Below are 16,564 nucleotides of genomic sequence, written 5' to 3'. Positions count from 1 at the left end.
ATATTCAGAAGCGCCAGGCTGCGCTTGCCGCGATGCTGATCGTGCCGCTTTTCGCATGGTTCATCACCGCCAAAGCCGTCTATGGATTTACGCCTCAAACAGTGCGCGATGTCATGCCGTCCTTGATCCGCAACTCATTCGGCCTCTGGCCATTGTGGACGGCGTTGATTGTGGGCGAAATGATCGCGCTGATCGGTATCGTGTTCACCGTCAAGGCCGCAAAGCAGCCCTTCAAGGGCGCAACATTTTCCAAATTCTACCGAGGCACGCAGATCGTCACCGCCTCTGAGCTCGCGCGAAAAACAACCGAAAAGGGAAAAAAGCAAATCACGATTGCGGGCGTTCCGATGCCGACCGACGCAGAAAATACCCACGTTTCGATTGGCGGATCGACTGGGAGCGGTAAATCTACGGTGTTTAAAGAAATGATGGTCTGCTGCCTTGCGCGCGGCGATCGAATGGTCGTCCTCGATCCTGACGGCGAATTCCTGTCGAATTTTTATCGCAAGGGCGACAAGATTCTCAATCCGTATGACGCGCGCTCAGAAGGGTGGTCGTTCTTTAATGAGATTCGGGCCGACTACGATTTTAAGCGTTACTCGGCTTCGATTATTCAACGCTCAGGCAGTGCAGAGTCGGAAGAATGGAATGACTATGGGCGGTTGCTCTTTGCCGAGGTTGCACGGAAGGTCTACGCCACCGAGCGCAATCCGACAATGGATCAAGTGTTTGACTGGACGAATCGCCGGAGTTTGGAGGAACTGGAGGAATTCGTCGAAGGAACCAATGCACAGGCGCTTTTTACGGGAAATAGCAGGGCGTCGGGCAGCGCGCGTTTTGTGCTCAGTAATAAAATCCCGCCGCATCTGGAAATGCCACTGGGCCATTTTTCGTTGCGTGACTGGATTGCCGATCCGAACGGGGGGAATCTGTATATCACCTGGACGGAAAATACTCGCGCCGCTTTGGTGCCGCTGATTTCCTGCTTCGTCGACACGATTTTCAGCAGCGTGCTCGGCATGAGTACCGACCCGGACCGGCGCCTGTGGGTTTATCTGGACGAACTGGAGTCGCTCGCGCGGCTGCCGACCTTGGGCGACGCGCTGACCAAGGGTCGCAAGAAGGGCTTGCGCGTTGTATCCGGCTATCAGACTTACACGCAGTTGGTCGATGTCTATGGTGAGAACTTAGCCGAAACCATGCTCGGCAACCATCGAACAATGGTGGCGCTTCCCATCGGCCGCATGGGCGAGAAGACCGCAGAAAAGATGGCGCGGGCGCTCGGCCAGCATGAAGTGATGCGGCATCGCTCGGGCCGCAGTCGCAAATCCTTCGGCGGGGCGGGCACTCACAACCAGAACGAGGAAATCAAGCCGGAGCTGGTCGTGCTTCCGTCGGAGCTGATGCGAATGCCGAACCTCGAAGGCTATCTTGCCTTTCCCGGCGATCTGCCGATCGCAAAGTTCAAGACGGAGCCCGTCACCTACACCCGCCGACACCGCGTGCCCGGAATGATCTCCCTCGATGGTGAAATCATGGGGGCGTCCTGATGCTGAACATCACGACGATCAAGCGACAGAACGTCGGCAAGGTCGTGAATTACTACGCCGACAGCGCAGACGACTATTACGCGAAGGATGGTAGCGCCATGCAGTGGCACGGCCAGGGCGCTGAGGTTTTGGGCCTGTCCGGCACGGTTGAGCAGCGCCGTTTTGCCGAGCTTCTGGACGGTCGGATAGACCAGCAGACTCATCTGCGGCGGACCAAGCCGTCCGAGGCCCGGAAGGAGCGTTTAGGCTACGACCTCACATTCTCGGCTCCCAAGGGCGTGTCATTGCAGGCGCTAGTTCACGGCGACGAGAAGATTATCGCCGCCCACGACAAGGCTGTGGCCGCCGCCGTTCGCGAGGCCGAAATGCTCGCGGCCGCCCGTTACACCGCGAAGGGCAAGACCAGCGTCGAGCGCACCAACAAGCTCGTGGTCGCGACCTTCCGGCATGAAACCTCGCGTGAAGTCGATCCCGACCTGCACACGCACGCCTTCGTGCTCAACATGACGCAGCGGCACAACGGCGAGTGGCGCGCACTCGTCAACGACGGCATCGTCCATTCGTTGAGTCACCTGGGCAACGTTTATAAGGCGGAACTGGCGAAGGAGCTTGAGCGACAGGGCTTCTTGCTGCGGTACGACCGCAACGGCACGTTCGACCTCGCGCATTTTACCGACCATCAGATTCACGAATTCAGCGGACGACGCAACCAGATTGACGCCCAGCTCGCAGCATGGGGGCTCGACCGGGAGACCGCGACGCCATCGCAGCGTGACCGCGCCGCAATGCAAACGCGGGAGCGCAAGACCGCAATCGACCGCGACAATGTGCGCGCCGCATGGCAGGCACGCGCCAAAGAGCTTGGCATCGACTTCCACAGCCGCGAATGGGCCGGTGTGGGTAAGGACGGCGTGGGTAAGGACGGTGCCGAAAAGGACGGTCTCGGTAAAGACGATGTCAGTGCAGACGGCCGCAACCGATCCCGCACTCGCGCGCCGCAGATCGAAAAGCCGCTTGAATACCATGCCGATCAAACGGTGCGCTTTGCCATCAGGAGCTTGACGGAACGGCAGGCGATCGTGACCGGCGAAGCGTTGCTCGCGGTTGCCTTGAAGCACGGTTACGGGCGCTTGTCCGCTTCCGACATTCGCGCCGCAATCGACCGCGCGAAGGACGGCGGCCATCTGATCAAAGAGGACACGCTTTATCGGTCGATGAACCCGGCGCGCAGAGATGGAAAGGACGCCAAAGCCGCACTGGGAGGCCCTGCGCTCACGCGCGAGCAGTGGATTGCCGAGCTGATGACGGGTAATCGCACCCGCGAACAGGCGAAGGCGATGGTCGACAGCGGTATCGCCAAAGGTCGTCTGCAGGACACGGGCACCCGATACACGACGCATATTGCGCAGCGTCGCGAGCGAGACATTCTCGCACTCGAGCGCGCCGGGCGCCTCAGAATCGAGGCGCGCCTCACCGCGCAGCAGATCGACGCCTATCTGGCGACGCGAACCCGCACCGACGAGCGGCCAGGACTCAACGTCGAACAGGCGCGCGCCGTCGCGCGCATCGCCGACACCACGAACCAGTTCATGGCTGTCCCCGGGTTCGCTGGCGTGGGCAAGAGCTACATGATGAAGTCCGCGAAGGAGCTGCTGGAGGAACACGGCTATCACGTGAGCGCACTCGCGCCCTATGGCAGTCAGAAAAAGGCGCTCGAGGAATCTGGCATCGAGACACGCACGCTGCAATCGTTTCTGAAGGCGAAGAACAAGAAACTGGACGGCAATACGGTCGTTTTCATTGACGAGGCGGGCGTCATCCCGGCGCGTCAGATGCTCGAAACGATGAAGGTCATTGAGGCGACCGGCGCGCGCGCCGTTTTTCTCGGCGACACCGCGCAGACCAAGGCCATCGAGGCGGGCAAACCCTTCGAGCAGCTTTTGGCTGCCGGTATGCAATCGACTGAGATCAGGACCATCCAGCGCCAGAAACACCCGGAGTTATTGAAAGCGGTCGAGCTGGCCGCAGTGGGCAAGGCCGCGGCTTCGCTCGCGCACATTACGCGCGTCCGTGAGGTCAAGGATTCGAATCAGCGATACAGCGCGATCGTGCAAGCCTATGCTGGGCTGGCGCCGGCCGAGCGCACCGAAACGCTCGTGATCACCGGCACGAACCACAGTCGAAAGGAAATCAACGACGGCATCCAACGGGCGCTCGGCCTGAAGGGCACCGGCATTGAATACACGCTGTTGGACCGGCTCGATACGACGCGGGCCGAACGGCGGCACAGCAAATACTATGAGAAGGGCGCGATCATCATTCCCGAGCGCGATTATCGGAGCGGCCTGAAGCGCGGCGAGCAGTACACCGTGCTCGATACGGGCCCCGGAAACCGCTTGACCGTGCGCGGCGCGGACGGTGCCGTTCTCACGGTCTCACCGGCGCAAACCACGCAGCTTTCGGTGTACAAACCCGAGCGCACGGAACTGGCCGTGGGCGACCAAATCAAAATCACGCGAAACGACAAGGACCGCGATCTGGCCAACGGCGACCGATTCACCGTGAAGGAAATTCGCGAAAAGGAAATCATCGTGGAGGGAGGAGGGCGGCGTATCACCCTCGATGCCGACCAGGCGATGTATGCGTCGCTCGCCTACGCATCGACCGTCCACAGCGCACAGGGGCTGACGTGCGACAAGGCGCTGATCAACCTTGAAACGCGCTCGCTGACGACGGCAAAGGACGTGTACTACGTCGCCGTGTCGCGCGCTCGGTACGAGGCCGAGATTTTTACGGACGACGGCAAACGTCTTCCGGCCGCAGTGTCCCGCGAAGCCGATAAAACCGCCGCGCTCGAAATCAGCCAGCTACAGCGGCACGTCGAGAAGGAACACGGGAAGAACGGGCAAGCGCTCGACGGACCAAAGGCGCCGAAGCAGAAAGAGCAAGGCGGCCCTGATATGGCGATGGGCGTCTAGTTCGTGCCTGCTGACAGCGCTTGCGCCGTGCCGCACGGATACCGATCCAACGTGCGGGTTAGTCACATACTCAGCGCTCGGCGTTTTGCCAGGCCGGGGAGTCGTCAACACGATCGCTCGGACCATTCTGGATGAAATCGTCCTCGAAGCTCTGTCCGATTAATTTATCGTAGTTTGGCGACTCGCTATTGACGATGGCTCGGAACATCTGAATCAATGCGTTGCCATCTTGCAGATGGGCGACCACAACCCGAGCAGTACGCAGGGAAACAGATTCGCGGACGGGCGGCGCTGCACTTCCATCGTGCAATTCGAATGCAAAACGATGGACCTCTTCATGCCCTTCGGCCAGGTCGGTATGGCCCCAAATTGTTGCTTTCATACTTGTCCGTTAAGGAATTTTCTAGGACGACACGCAAATTGCGTGCCTCAATGGCGGTCCGCGCCCCGAGAAAAATCGCGGTGAGGGGAAACCCGCTTCGAGCAGCGGGTCCTGGTCAAACTGACGGTGGCTTCCGTCTTGGATGCATACATAAACGGCTTCGATGCATCGTCGGCCGCATCTTTCAGATCTTCCTTGGCGTCGCCCCGATGCAGCCGGCGAAATGCGATGCAATGGTTCGATTGGCATCGAACCATTACCTTAGCTTGCGGGCCGGGACGACCATTCACTGAAGCTGAGCCCGCCATGAATGGTTTTTTTTCTTGCCCATTCCATCTCGGCCGCAGTGGCGTATGTCACCCCGGGCTCCCACCAAAGTGCAGCTTCCTGCTGGAGAGAAGGTCGCCTTTTCATTCGAGCGACCAACGACGCGACCTTGGGTCGGCCAGGAGAACGCCAGGACAATCGCAATGGGCGCGTTTCAATGAACTGACAGACGCACGTAAGCAAGATGTCCTGAGCCGAAGTGACGCCGGGGACGAAAGCGCCTTCAGCGCCAATAAGTTGGGTTTCGAACCAATCGAGCAGGTACTGGTTGCGCACGGCGCATCGCGCCGCATGGACATTGTCTTCATGTTTGACCCCAGACCACTGCAATTGCGACACCATCGTCGTCGACGCGCCGAACGTCTGTAACGTCGCGAGAACGAGCTTGTCATGCCAGCTTTCCGTGGCGCGCACATAGTCGGTTGCCAGGGGCTCCATGCCTGCGGGCGCAGGCGCGTCTGGATAGCTGGACATGAGGTAGTCGATGATCACAGCGGAATCCCAAAGCGTCAGGTCGCCATCAACCAAGGTGGGAACCTGAAGGGTCGGCGCGACCTTCGCACGCTCTTCGACGCCGGGCGTCGTAAAGGTCTCCTCGCGCTCAAAATCGAGTCCCTTCTCGACAAGCACGATTCGGACGGCACGAGCGAAGGGCGATCCCGTCGTGAAGAACAGCTTGCGCATCTTGGCTCCCTTGATGGCTGTATCACCCTAACTACTTCATTGTTATCGCTGCGCCAAAATGCGCATGTACACGAAACAAGACGGCGGCACTATCGAAGGATAGATTCAGATAGGCTTAGCGCGCGACTGGACGCAATGAAATGCAAAGAATTCCCTCGGAAAACTGGAACGTCGCGTTGGCAAACTTAGCGGCCCGGCAACCATCTCGACGTCCGCATGCACGTTGCAGCGCCGCGGGCGGTATCGATTCCCGCGCCCGTTAAGCAGCCCGGCGGCCACGCGATGACGATTTGGGGCGAGTTGGCGAGCTGCCCGCACCGGAACGGGGCATCGCGCGGCGGCCTCTATTTTGTCCCCATGACGCGAATATCGACAAAAAAAGAAGCCCGCCGAAGCGGGCAAGTCATGACCTCTCGACACTCCTTCCGAGTGGCGCAATCCATAGCTTAGTCAATTTCCGAGGAAAACCAACTGAAGGCCCGCCCGACGGAGGCGCGCAATCCAACGCGTCGAAACTCGACGCAAAATATGCTGTTTTAACCGGGGATCCCGCAATGCCAGGACCGGACGACGGGACCCAGCGGCGAGTGGACGACACGTACAGGCAAACCAGGAAAAGCCGCGTACCGACTGATGGCCCCGGAGCGCAAGGGACGCCTCAGCTTGGCTAAAAAGGACCCCGCCGCAGCGGGGTTAATTTCAGGAGAGGTGATGCACGGTGCAGTGCAGCAATGCTCATGCCGGCGCGCCCCAAGAATTCTTCTGACTCGGTCCTTATTCAGGCGACCGGTACGCCTTAACGTTGGGGGTGGCGAAAACGGATGCCGGCAAGGGTTGGATCAAGACCTGGGTCCGTTCCGGCGGGCCTTTCTTTTGGCGATGAGCTACACACTGTTTACCAAAGCCACTTTGCCCGTCGCATCATCAACCGCTGCCGAGCTATGCTGCGGTCGGATATTGGCTACCGCCGTTGCCGCACTTTGAATTGCTAAATTGAGCCTGCCTACATCGACCGGTTTTGTGAAATGGAAGTCGAATCCGGCGTCCACCGTCCGCGCCCGGTCCTGGGGCTGCCCCCAACCAGTGACGGCAATAAGCGTCACATCGTTTATGTCTGGCATCGCTCTTAACCGGCGAGCGACCTCAAGTCCACTTATACCGGGCAGCCCAAGGTCAAGCAAAACTACGTCCGGGCTGTAGTGAGTGAGGATGTCGACGGCTTCCTCACCCGAGTACACAGTCCGTACTTCATGCCCCTCCAGCTCCAGGAGCGCCGTCATCGCGTCAGCCGCATCGACATTGTCGTCTACGACGAGGATGCGATGCTTGTCTACCGACGCGACAGCCGGCACCGTCAGCGGCTGGACCGATGGTGGGATCACCCTTGAGCTTGCCGGAAGGTGAATGGCGAAGCAGCTTCCTCGGTCTTTTCCAGCGCTTGACGCCGTCACCCGGCCGCCGTGAAGCTCGATCAGCGATTTTGAGAGCGCGAGTCCGATGCCCAGGCCGCCCTGTCGATGATGGTCTGGGTCCACCTGAGAAAACATCAAAAAAATAGCCGACAGCTTTTCAGACTCAACGCCGATGCCGTTGTCTGCCACCGAAATAACGATCTCTGCATCATCGGCCACTACAGTCAAGTCGATTCGTCCGCCTGGTGGCGTGTACTTTGCGGCGTTCGTCAGCAGGTTAGCTAGCACCTGCGCCAGCCGCAGGCGGTCAACCTCAACGTGGAGCGGGCGGGCGGGGAGCTTGACGTCAAGCTCGTGACCCTTGCCGTCGAGCATTGGTCTCGCGGTTTCGACTGCATCGTCAACAACCTCCTTGAGCGCCACCGCTTCCTTGCGCAGTGTCAGCGCCCCGCGCGTGATGCGCGAGACGTCCAATAGGTCATCCAATAGAAGTGCCATTGCCGCGGACTGCCGGCGCAGCAACGTGGTGCACCACTTTCTGCGCTCATCGGTAAGCCCGGGCTGTTCTAGGATCTCTGCGACTTGTCTGATGGGGGCAAGCGGGTTGCGCAGTTCATGAGCGAGCGTCGCGAGAAACTCGTCCTTGCGGCGGTCCGCTTCAGCGAGCGCCTGTTCGGCTCGCACTCGGGCAGTCACGTCGCCAAACCACGCGACGACCGAACCGTCGAGCGACGCGGCGACGACGTGAAACCATTGCTCCCCGTTGCCTCCTTGAACGCGCACGTCAAAGGCCTCTTGCCCATGCCGTTCAGCAAGCGGTGCAAGACGCTCGAGCAAAATGTCGGCATCCCATCCTGCCGGACGGACATATGAACTAGAACTGCCGATCACGACGCCTGCGGCTTGGCTGAATAGCTGAGCCGCCGCCTCGTTTAGGTAGTCCCACCGAAGCTCTGCGACGTGGCCATCGCGCACCACCGGAGTCACGATGAAAAACGGCACGCCAGCACTGTTCAGCGCCACATCAAACCGCTGCCGCGCGTCGCGCTCGAGTCGCAGAAGTCGATCGGCAGCATCTTGCGTAGCCGCTTCAGCTTTTCCTGCCCGTCTTGCCACCTCCGCCAGTTGCCGTCCGGCCACCACCAGAATACTGCCGACGACCGCGTACGCGAGTAGGACGGCACGGTCTTCTGGCTGCGCAACAGCAAGACCCGCAGGCGGCATCCAAAGCGCGCCGAAGCAAATGCCGCTGACCAGAACCAGAAAGCCCGACGGGGCGCCAAAGAGCACGGTAATAAACGGCAGGGACGCACCGATAAGGAGAAACGTCAGGCGCCCATGAGCAAACATTGTCAGTGCCTGCTGCGCCAGTAGTACGACGGCTGTAGCCGCAATTCCGAACAGTAGCCGCTTCATCCGCGGCAACTGGTTAATTCGAACGATCATGGAATGTCCCAATTTGAACGTTGCCCGCTCGGGAAGCATTAAACATTCCTCTTACTTTATTTTGCGAATGATTCACTTTGGCGCGCGAAAATACCTGCCGGTCGAATGGTGCTCGAGGTTCATTTCGCTGCTGCGCTGGTCCTCAATCATCGAATGTCGAAGATCCACGCTGTGTGGAATGACCGGCTGTGGCCCGGCAAGCGCCCGCTCGCTGGTCATGACCTGTCGACTTCGGTTTGCTCTGCCATTTCGAGCGCGTCGTCTACCTCAATCCCGAGGTAACGCACGGTACTTCCAGCATGACTACGTCGTACCTCCGGTGTCATCGGTCGTGTCGCTTGCGTGCCGAACAAGATGAACAACGCGATTCCGTGCGCGCAACTGATTCCGCTCGGGTTTCCGAGGAACGCGCGCGGACAGGCGGGCTGGAAGTGGACCGACCCTTTCCCATCGTTATGCGATCGATCCGTGCGTGCGACGAGCGGCAGTACGCGACCCCTTGCTGCCGCTCGCGGCGTCACTCGCGTGATGTCCCGTTTCGAATGGACAGCAGTCATTCGCCAACAAAGCTTGCCGATAGGTATTCGCCCTTTTGTACAAGCAGACCAACTGCCGAAGGCGCTCAAGGTTCCGGACAATGTGGCGCTTCGGGCAGCGATGAATTTCGTTAGTAGACGAGCCTTGTCCGATGCGCGCCGGCTCGTGTGCATGGATCGCTGCATCCGAACCATGGCGTTCGCTCCGAAAGGTGGGATGTCGGTTATCTGAGCGGCGTCGAAGCGGCCTAACTTACCGCGCTATATGCCTCCACCAATTGCTTGAGGCGACACACATCGCTACTCGCACGGGGGCGAAACCACACTGCCCGAGCCGGCAAGTGCGATCAGCCCTAAACACCTCATATATTCGATAAGTTCAAAGAAAGCCGATCGAGATCCAGGGAACCAAGGCTATCGCAATCAGCCCGAGAAGCAGCATGCCCAGATAGACCCATATCCGCTTGAGTCCCGCTTCAGGCGATACCTCGCCGATGATACACGCGGCGTAGTAACACAAGCCGAACGGCGGCGCGAAAACGCCGAGCCCCATCGCGAGCACGACGACCATCGCATAGTGCACTTCGTGGATGCCGAGCTGATGCGCAACCGGGAACAGCAGCGGCCCGAACAGAACGATGGCCGGGATGCCCTCGAGCACGCTGCCGAGGACGATGAACGCAACGATCGACACCAGCATGAAGCCGGCAGCACCGCCGGGGACTCTCGTCATCATGTTGGCGAGGTCGTGCGAGAAACCCGACTGCGTCAGCGCCCAGCCCATCGCACTCGCCGCCCCGACGATAAACAGAATCGCGCCGGACAATGCCGCCGTCTGCAGCAGCATCGGCATGATCGCTTTCCACTTCAGGCCGCCGCGATAGATCAACAGGCCGATCACGAGCGAATAGGCGATACCGATGGTCGATACTTCCGTCGCGGTCGCGATGCCTTCCACCACCGCACTGCGGATCAGGAACGGAAGCAGCAGCGCCGGCAACGCGATCACGAAGGTGCGGCGCACTTGCGACCACGGTGCCCTCACCGCTCCCGCACGGCTTTCATCCGTTTCTTCCTCGCGTCCCGCACGCCACCACGCGACGACCCCGAGCACGAACGCAAGCACGATCGCCGGCAAGATGCCTGCGGTAAAGAGCGCTGCAATCGATATGCCGGTCACCGACGCGATCGCGATCAGCACCAGCGACGGCGGAATCGTCTCGCTCATCGCGCCGGACGCGGCAAGCAACGACACGAGTTCACCATCCTTCATCCCGCGCTTGCGCATCTCGGGGAAGAGCACAGGCGCAACAGCCGCCATATCGGCCGTCTTCGATCCAGAGATTCCCGAAATCAGCAGCATGGCGCCGAGCAATACATAGGACATGCCGCCCCGAACGTGACCGAGCAGCGACGCGAGAAATGCCACCATCACGCGCGCCACGCCCGTGACATGGACGAGTTGCCCGAGCAACACGAACATCGGCACGGCGAGCAGGATCAGCGTGCTCATGCCTTCGTCCATTCGTCCCACCACCACGCTGAGCGGCGTCGACGTGGTCGTGAGCAGATAGGCGCTCGTCGCGAGCGAGAACGCGAAGGCGATCGGCACGCCCGCCATCACTGCTGCGCCAAGGACGCCGACGAAGAACACCAGCAGCGCGCCCTGTCCCATGTGCGTCAAGGGCGCCTTGGCAAGATAGCAGCCGACGGCGATCAGCAACATCAGCGCAATCGCACCGACGATATGGCGCCGGTCATGCCGCGCGAGGCGCAGGCCGCAACTCACCAGCGCCGCCACGCAGCCGAACGGAATCGCTAGTGCCCTGACCGAGCCCGACCAGCCGAGTGCCGGCGTTTCCACGAATGCCTGGTCCTGCACATAGTCGTATGCGGGATGCATCACCAGCGCGAAAAACGCCGCGGCGGCGGCGACCGCGAGCGTCTCGGCCCAGGCCTGCGCGCGGGGCGACATGTGCGATACGAAGAACGTCAGCCGCATGTGACACGAACGCTGCACCGCGAGCGCGCTGCCCAGCATCGCAAGCCAGAGGAACAGAATGGACGCGAGTTCGTCCGACCAGATCAGCGGCTGATGAAACACCGCGCGCGCCACGATGCCGACAAACAGCAGCGCCACCTCGCCCACGACCGCCGCCGCCGCGAGCACCTCGATCCCGCGACGCAACCAGCGTTCGATGACGCTCTCGCCGTGCGCGTCGCGCACGAACGAGGGTCCCGGCACCTCCAGATTGTGCGCGGCGCTCATGATATTTTCCCCGTCACCGCTTCGAGGGCGCTCCACGCGCTGGCGCCGAACTTGTCGCGCCATTGCGTATAGAAGCCGGACTTCGAGAGCGCTGCGCGGAACGCGTCCCTGTCGGCGGGAACGAACGTCAGTCCCTTGCTGGAGAGCTGCGACTTCAGCGACGTATTCAATCGCGCGACGTCCGCGCGCTGCTCGACACTCGCCCGGTCGAATTCGCGTCTCACGATCGTCTTGAGATCGTCGGGCAGCGCGTTGAATGCGCGCGGGTTGCCAAGCAGCCAGAACGGGTCCCAGATGTGATTGGTCTCGGCGACATATTTCTGCACTTCATACAGCTTGCCCGCCTCGATCGTGACGAGGCCGTTTTCCTGACCGTCCACGAGATGCGTCTGCAACGCGGTGTATAGCTCGTTGAAGTTGATCGACGTAGGGTTCGCCCCTAGCGTCTGAAAGAGCGAAGTGAACATCGGCGAGACCGGCACGCGGATGCGGTAGCCGCGCAAGTCGTCGGGCGTCTTGATCGGTTTCGTGGCGGAGGTGATCTGCCGGAAGCCGTTGTCCGCCGCCTTCGACACCGACACGTACCCGCTCTTGTCGATCTGCGCGCGGATGATCTTGCCGAGATCGCCATCGACGCCCCGCCAGACCTGATCGTAGTCCGAGAACGCAAAGCCGAGATTGGTAATGGCCGCGAGCGGGATCACGGTCGACATCACCGAGCCCGAGATGTTGAGGAACTCGACGGCACCCGAGCGCGTCTGCGACAGCAGGTCCGTGTCCGAGCCGAGTTGCGATGCGGGGAAGAAGCGGATCTCGAGCCTGCCGCTGCTCGCTTCGCGAATGCGGTCGATGGCTTCTTTAAGTCGCGCATTGATCGGCTGATTAAGGGATTGCCCTGTAGCGAGCTTGTAGGTGAACTCGGCGGCGCGTGCAGGCCGGGTCCATATCGTTACCAGCGGAAGGGCGGCCGCAGCCTTCAACACCGCGCGTCGCGAGATGCGGCGCGGCGAGTTCGACGTGCTCATGATGCTGTCTCCTGTTATATGAACTTACCGTGGCGCGCCACTTTGTCTGTATGGCGTCGGGGCACGTTGCGGCGCTTGTTCGACTCTTGTCGAGGCGCTGCCGGTCCTGCGTGTGCAAAATATAAGAGGCTTGTTGGTGAAGGACAATTCAATTATTTTGCGCAAAGGTGTAGCCAATCTAAAGGGTGATCATGTATCTGCCATTGCGGGCCATCAGTGTTTTTCATGCTGCGGCGAGTTCGGGGAGCATCTCCCGCGCAGCCGCGGAATTGAACGTAACGCCATCGGCCGTCAGCCAGCAAATCCAGTCGCTGGAAACTCACTTGGGCACGGCGTTGATGACGAAGGTCGGTCGCGGCGTGGCATTGACCGAAGCAGGCGAGCGCTACTTCGCGATGATTTCAGAGGAGATCGATCGCATCGCGGATGCGACTCAGCGTATACGCGGGTTGCGCTCCGTCACGCTCCTGACCGTACGCGCGACTCCAACGCTCTCCACCAAGTTTCTCTTGCCGCGTCTGCGCTCGTTCCTCGACGGCCATCCCGATCTGGAGGTGCGCCTGAACGGCACCAATGAAATGACCGACTTCGCGCAGGAAGCAGTCGACATCGAGATCCGTCACGGCACCGGGCAATGGCCGGGCGTGTATGTTGAAGCGCTCACCGAGGAATCGTTCCTGCCGGTATGCTCGCCCGCGTACTGCGCGCCGTCGAGTCTCGATGCCGCCGATCTTCAGCGGCATCGACTCATCTACTCGATCAAGTCGCAGGTCCAATGGCCACACTGGTTCTCGGTGGCGCGCGCAGCGCCGCTCGATCCAGGGCAGCGCGTACTGTTCGATCGCAGCCATATGGCGATCGATGCCGCCGTCGACGGCATGGGCATCGCGCTCGAAAGCACGCTCATGATGTGGCGCGAGCTGCGCGACGGCACGTTGATCTGCCCGGTGCGCGAGCCCCCGGCGATCCGCCTGACGACGCAGTGGATCGTCTGCCCGTTCGAGCATCTGCACAAGAAAAAAGTGATCCTGTTCCTCGATTGGCTGCGCGCCGAGCGTGCCGCCTGGCAATCCGCGTCCTAACTTCCCGCCGCCCGCTGATGTTGAAGCCTGGCTAACAAATCGCCTCGGAAATGTTAATTGTTCTGGCAGAAGCCCCTGACTACACTTGCTCGCAAGTAAGGCGCACCGCTGTCATGCCTTCGATCACGCCACCTCGGCCAATCACCGCGCGCCGCGTTCGCGGCCACGATCCATAGTCTCGACCACAAAGGATTGCACATGAATCTCTCCAGTCTGCTCCAGGCACGCAACGCATCTGGACGTCCCGTTCGCGTCGGCCTGATCGGCGCCGGCAAGTTCGGCTCGATGGTGCTGTCGCAGGCCCGCCATATCGAAGGGCTGCATGTCGTGGGCGTCGCCGATCTCGACGTCGGCAAGGCGCGCGCATCGCTTGCGCGAGTCGGCTGGCCGGCTGAGCAATACGGCGCACGTACCCTCTCCGATGCCGTCAAGACCGGCGCCACCTGCGTCCTCGACGATGCCGCCGCGCTCGCCGCCTGCGATGAAATCGAATGCATCATCGAAGCGACGGGTCATCCGATCGCCGGTGTGCGTCACGCATTGGCCGCGATCGAAAACAACAAGCATGTGGTCATGGTCAACGTCGAGGCCGACGCGATGTGCGGCCCGCTGCTCGCCGCGCGCGCTCGCGAGCGCGGTCTCGTCTACAGCATGGCGTACGGCGACCAGCCCGCGATCATCTGCGAACTCGTGGACTGGGTGCGCTCGTGCGGATTCGAGCTGACCTCGGCCGGCAAGGGCATGAACTTCGAACCGCGCTATCGCTATTCGACGCCGGACACAGTGTGGAGCTTCTTCGGATGGACCGATGAGGAAGTGGCCAAAGGCGACTTCAACCCGAAGATGTACAACTCGTTCACCGACGGCACCAAGGCCGCTATCGAGATGGCGGCAGTCGCGAACGGCACCGGTCTCGACTGCCCGGACGACGGTCTTGCGTTTCCTCCCGCGGGCCTGCACGATCTGGCGCGCGTATTCCGGCCAGCGGAAGATGGCGGACGCTTGTCGCGCAGCGGCCTCGTTGACATCGCCGCCAGCCAGGAACCGGACGGCCGCGAAGTGCTCAACAACATTCGCTACGGCGTGTTCGTCACGTTCAAGGCGCCGAACGAATACGCGCGCGCCTGCTTCAAGCAATACGGCCTACTCGTCGATCCGACCGGCTGGTACGGCTCGATGTGGCGCCCGTTCCACATGATCGGTCTCGAAACCAGCGTGAGCGTACTTTCGGCCGTACTTCGCGGCGAAGCGACCGGGTCGTCGAAGGAATTCCGGGGCGACGCCGTGGCGACCGCCAAGCGCGACCTCAAGCCGGGCGAGATGCTCGACGGCGAAGGCGGCTATGCGGTCTGGGCCAATGCGATCCCGGCATCGAAGAGCCTTGCCATCGGCGGCCTGCCGATCGGGCTCGCGCATAACGTCAGACTCAAGCGTCCGGTCGCCAAGGACACCATCGTGCGCTTCGAGGACGTCGAACTGGAACGCGATCTCGATGTCGTCGCGCTGCGTCGCGAGATGGAGCAAAGTGCGCTCGGCAAGCCGGCGAAGGCAGCGTGAGGCGCGGACATCATGGCATCGAACGGAGAGTCCAACATGGATAGCGGAACCGAAGCGTTCGTGGTCGTCGCGGAGTTCGAAGTGAAGGCCGACTGCGTTCGCGACTTCCTCGCGCTCGCACGCGACGACGCCCGGCACTCGCTCGCCGACGAGCCCGGCTGCCGGCAGTTCGACATCGTCCAGCTCGACGAGACGCCGGCGCGCGTCATGTTCTACGAAGTTTACGACGATCGCGCCGCGTTCGACACTCACTTGCAGACGCCGCACCTCGATCGTTTTCGTGCCGGCTTTCCAGCGCTGATCGTGACGGAGCGCCCCGTGCGCTTTGGCCGTCGCGAGTCTGCATGATGCGCGCGAGTCTTGCAGTGGGCTTCATCGGCACGGGCATCATGGGCTTGCCGATGGCCCGGCGCATCGCTGGCGCCGGCTACCGGGTCGCGGCGTGGAACCGCACCCGCGAGAAGGCGGCGCCGCTCGCCACGGCGGGAATCGAGGTAGTCGGGCACTCGAGCGAAGCCGCGCGCGATGCGGATGTCGTGATCTGCATGCTGAGCTCCGGCCCCGCGTGCGACGATATTCTGCTCGGTGACGACGGCATCATCGCGAGGATGCGCGCGGGAAGCGTGCTGATCGTGATGAGCTCTATTCCCGTCGATACCGCGCAGCGTCATGCGGCGGCGGCGGCGTCGCGCGACATCGGCTATCTCGACGCGCCCGTCTCCGGCGGCGAGAAAGGCGCGCAGGACGGCACGCTCGCGATCATGGCAGGCGGCGAGGCGCCGGTCTTCGAAGGCGTGCGCGCGGTGCTGCAGACGATGGGCCGTCCGACTCGCATCGGACCGGCCGGTACAGGGCAGCTCGCGAAGCTCGTCAACCAGATGATGGTCGCAAGCACGATCGCGACGGTCGCAGAAGCGATGCTGCTCGCGGAGCGCGGGGGCGCCGATCCCGCGCAGGTCCGCGCGGCGCTCCTCGGCGGATTCGCCGACTCGACAATTCTGCGCCAGCACGCGGCCCGCATGATTGCGCGGGATTTCGAGCCGGGCGGCCCGGCCAAGTATCAGATCAAGGATACGAAAACCGCACTGGGTTTTGCACACAGCGTGGGGCTGGAGCTGCCGGTGCTGGGACTCGTCGATGGCCTTTTCAACGACATGGTCGAACACGGCGACGGCGAGCTGGATCACAGCGCGTTGATTCGCGAACTGCGCAGGCGTAACGGCTTGCCGGTGTTATGACATTGGGATGAACGGACTTTTGATTCGCACCATGCGTCGTTCCACGCTTTCTTCCGGGAGGCCGTAAGACGTTACGGC

The 16,564-nt window shown here is 61.5% G+C and carries 11 protein-coding genes; 6 read left to right on the top strand and 5 right to left on the bottom strand.

Going from position 1 to position 16,564, the window contains the following annotated elements; translation table 11 throughout:
- On the top strand, positions 1 to 1,550 hold a 1,550-nt coding region (locus AWB66_RS30645), incomplete at its 5' end, for a type IV secretion system DNA-binding domain-containing protein (RefSeq protein WP_200819111.1).
- Positions 1,550 to 4,528 carry a MobF family relaxase gene (mobF, locus tag AWB66_RS30640; RefSeq protein WP_087633775.1) on the top strand — a complete coding sequence of 993 codons (2,979 nt, stop codon included), beginning with the start codon at positions 1,550 to 1,552 and terminating at the stop codon, positions 4,526 to 4,528. The genes AWB66_RS30645 and mobF, both read left to right, overlap by 1 nt.
- A gap of 70 nt (positions 4,529 to 4,598) precedes the next feature.
- Here mobF and AWB66_RS33295 read toward each other — a convergent pair whose 3' ends face one another.
- The 5 genes from AWB66_RS33295 to AWB66_RS30620 all read right to left on the bottom strand — a co-directional run bounded on the left by AWB66_RS33295 (position 4,599) and on the right by AWB66_RS30620 (position 12,609).
- Complete coding sequence (locus tag AWB66_RS33295) at positions 4,599 to 4,910, bottom strand: hypothetical protein (protein WP_125469845.1); 312 nt, start codon at positions 4,908 to 4,910, stop codon at positions 4,599 to 4,601.
- A 261-nt stretch (positions 4,911 to 5,171) separates the two neighbouring features.
- Entirely contained in the window at positions 5,172 to 5,921 is a 750-nt protein-coding gene (locus tag AWB66_RS30635) for a glutathione S-transferase family protein (protein ID WP_087633774.1), read from the bottom strand.
- An 884-nt stretch (positions 5,922 to 6,805) separates the two neighbouring features.
- Positions 6,806 to 8,779, bottom strand: a complete 1,974-nt coding sequence (locus AWB66_RS30630; RefSeq protein ID WP_159462979.1) for a hybrid sensor histidine kinase/response regulator — start codon at positions 8,777 to 8,779, stop codon at positions 6,806 to 6,808.
- 915 nt (positions 8,780 to 9,694) lie between these two features.
- Positions 9,695 to 11,584, bottom strand: a complete 1,890-nt coding sequence (locus AWB66_RS30625) for a TRAP transporter large permease (RefSeq protein WP_087633772.1) — start codon at positions 11,582 to 11,584, stop codon at positions 9,695 to 9,697.
- Positions 11,581 to 12,609, bottom strand: a complete 1,029-nt coding sequence (locus tag AWB66_RS30620) for a TRAP transporter substrate-binding protein (protein ID WP_087633771.1) — start codon at positions 12,607 to 12,609, stop codon at positions 11,581 to 11,583. Before AWB66_RS30620 ends, AWB66_RS30625 begins: the two co-directional genes overlap by 4 nt.
- 191 nt (positions 12,610 to 12,800) lie before the next feature.
- On the opposite strand from AWB66_RS30620, the gene AWB66_RS30615 reads away from it, so the two are divergent.
- The 4 genes from AWB66_RS30615 to AWB66_RS30600 all read left to right on the top strand — a co-directional run bounded on the left by AWB66_RS30615 (position 12,801) and on the right by AWB66_RS30600 (position 16,486).
- The gene (locus AWB66_RS30615; RefSeq protein ID WP_087633770.1) at positions 12,801 to 13,691 is read left to right on the top strand and encodes a LysR substrate-binding domain-containing protein; all 891 of its coding nucleotides are present in this window, start codon (positions 12,801 to 12,803) and stop codon (positions 13,689 to 13,691) included.
- A 198-nt stretch (positions 13,692 to 13,889) separates the two neighbouring features.
- The gene (locus tag AWB66_RS30610) at positions 13,890 to 15,248 is read left to right on the top strand and encodes an NAD(P)H-dependent oxidoreductase (protein WP_087633769.1); all 1,359 of its coding nucleotides are present in this window, start codon (positions 13,890 to 13,892) and stop codon (positions 15,246 to 15,248) included.
- Between the two features lie 36 nt (positions 15,249 to 15,284).
- On the top strand, positions 15,285 to 15,596 hold the full coding sequence (locus AWB66_RS30605) for a putative quinol monooxygenase (RefSeq protein WP_087633768.1): 312 nt from the start codon (positions 15,285 to 15,287) through the stop codon (positions 15,594 to 15,596).
- Complete coding sequence (locus AWB66_RS30600; RefSeq protein ID WP_200819110.1) at positions 15,593 to 16,486, top strand: NAD(P)-dependent oxidoreductase; 894 nt, start codon at positions 15,593 to 15,595, stop codon at positions 16,484 to 16,486. Before AWB66_RS30605 ends, AWB66_RS30600 begins: the two co-directional genes overlap by 4 nt.
- Positions 16,487 to 16,564: the final 78 nt, after the last annotated feature.

The sequence above is a fragment of the Caballeronia telluris genome (genome assembly GCF_001544495.1).
Lineage (GTDB): Bacteria > Pseudomonadota > Gammaproteobacteria > Burkholderiales > Burkholderiaceae > Caballeronia > Caballeronia telluris.
This window is presented reverse-complemented; position numbering and strand designations above follow the sequence as displayed.

Bases quoted from the DNA above. Each gene is read 5' to 3' on its own strand.
- mobF (WP_087633775.1), top strand. From the start codon at position 1,550: ATGCTGAACATCACGACGATCAAGCGACAGAACGTCGGCAAGGTCGTG.
- AWB66_RS33295 (WP_125469845.1), bottom strand. From the start codon at position 4,910: ATGAAAGCAACAATTTGGGGCCATACCGACCTGGCCGAAGGGCATGAA.
- AWB66_RS30635 (WP_087633774.1), bottom strand. From the start codon at position 5,921: ATGCGCAAGCTGTTCTTCACGACGGGATCGCCCTTCGCTCGTGCCGTC.
- AWB66_RS30630 (WP_159462979.1), bottom strand. From the start codon at position 8,779: ATGATCGTTCGAATTAACCAGTTGCCGCGGATGAAGCGGCTACTGTTC.
- AWB66_RS30625 (WP_087633772.1), bottom strand. From the start codon at position 11,584: ATGAGCGCCGCGCACAATCTGGAGGTGCCGGGACCCTCGTTCGTGCGC.
- AWB66_RS30620 (WP_087633771.1), bottom strand. From the start codon at position 12,609: ATGAGCACGTCGAACTCGCCGCGCCGCATCTCGCGACGCGCGGTGTTG.
- AWB66_RS30615 (WP_087633770.1), top strand. From the start codon at position 12,801: ATGTATCTGCCATTGCGGGCCATCAGTGTTTTTCATGCTGCGGCGAGT.
- AWB66_RS30610 (WP_087633769.1), top strand. From the start codon at position 13,890: ATGAATCTCTCCAGTCTGCTCCAGGCACGCAACGCATCTGGACGTCCC.
- AWB66_RS30605 (WP_087633768.1), top strand. From the start codon at position 15,285: ATGGATAGCGGAACCGAAGCGTTCGTGGTCGTCGCGGAGTTCGAAGTG.
- AWB66_RS30600 (WP_200819110.1), top strand. From the start codon at position 15,593: ATGATGCGCGCGAGTCTTGCAGTGGGCTTCATCGGCACGGGCATCATG.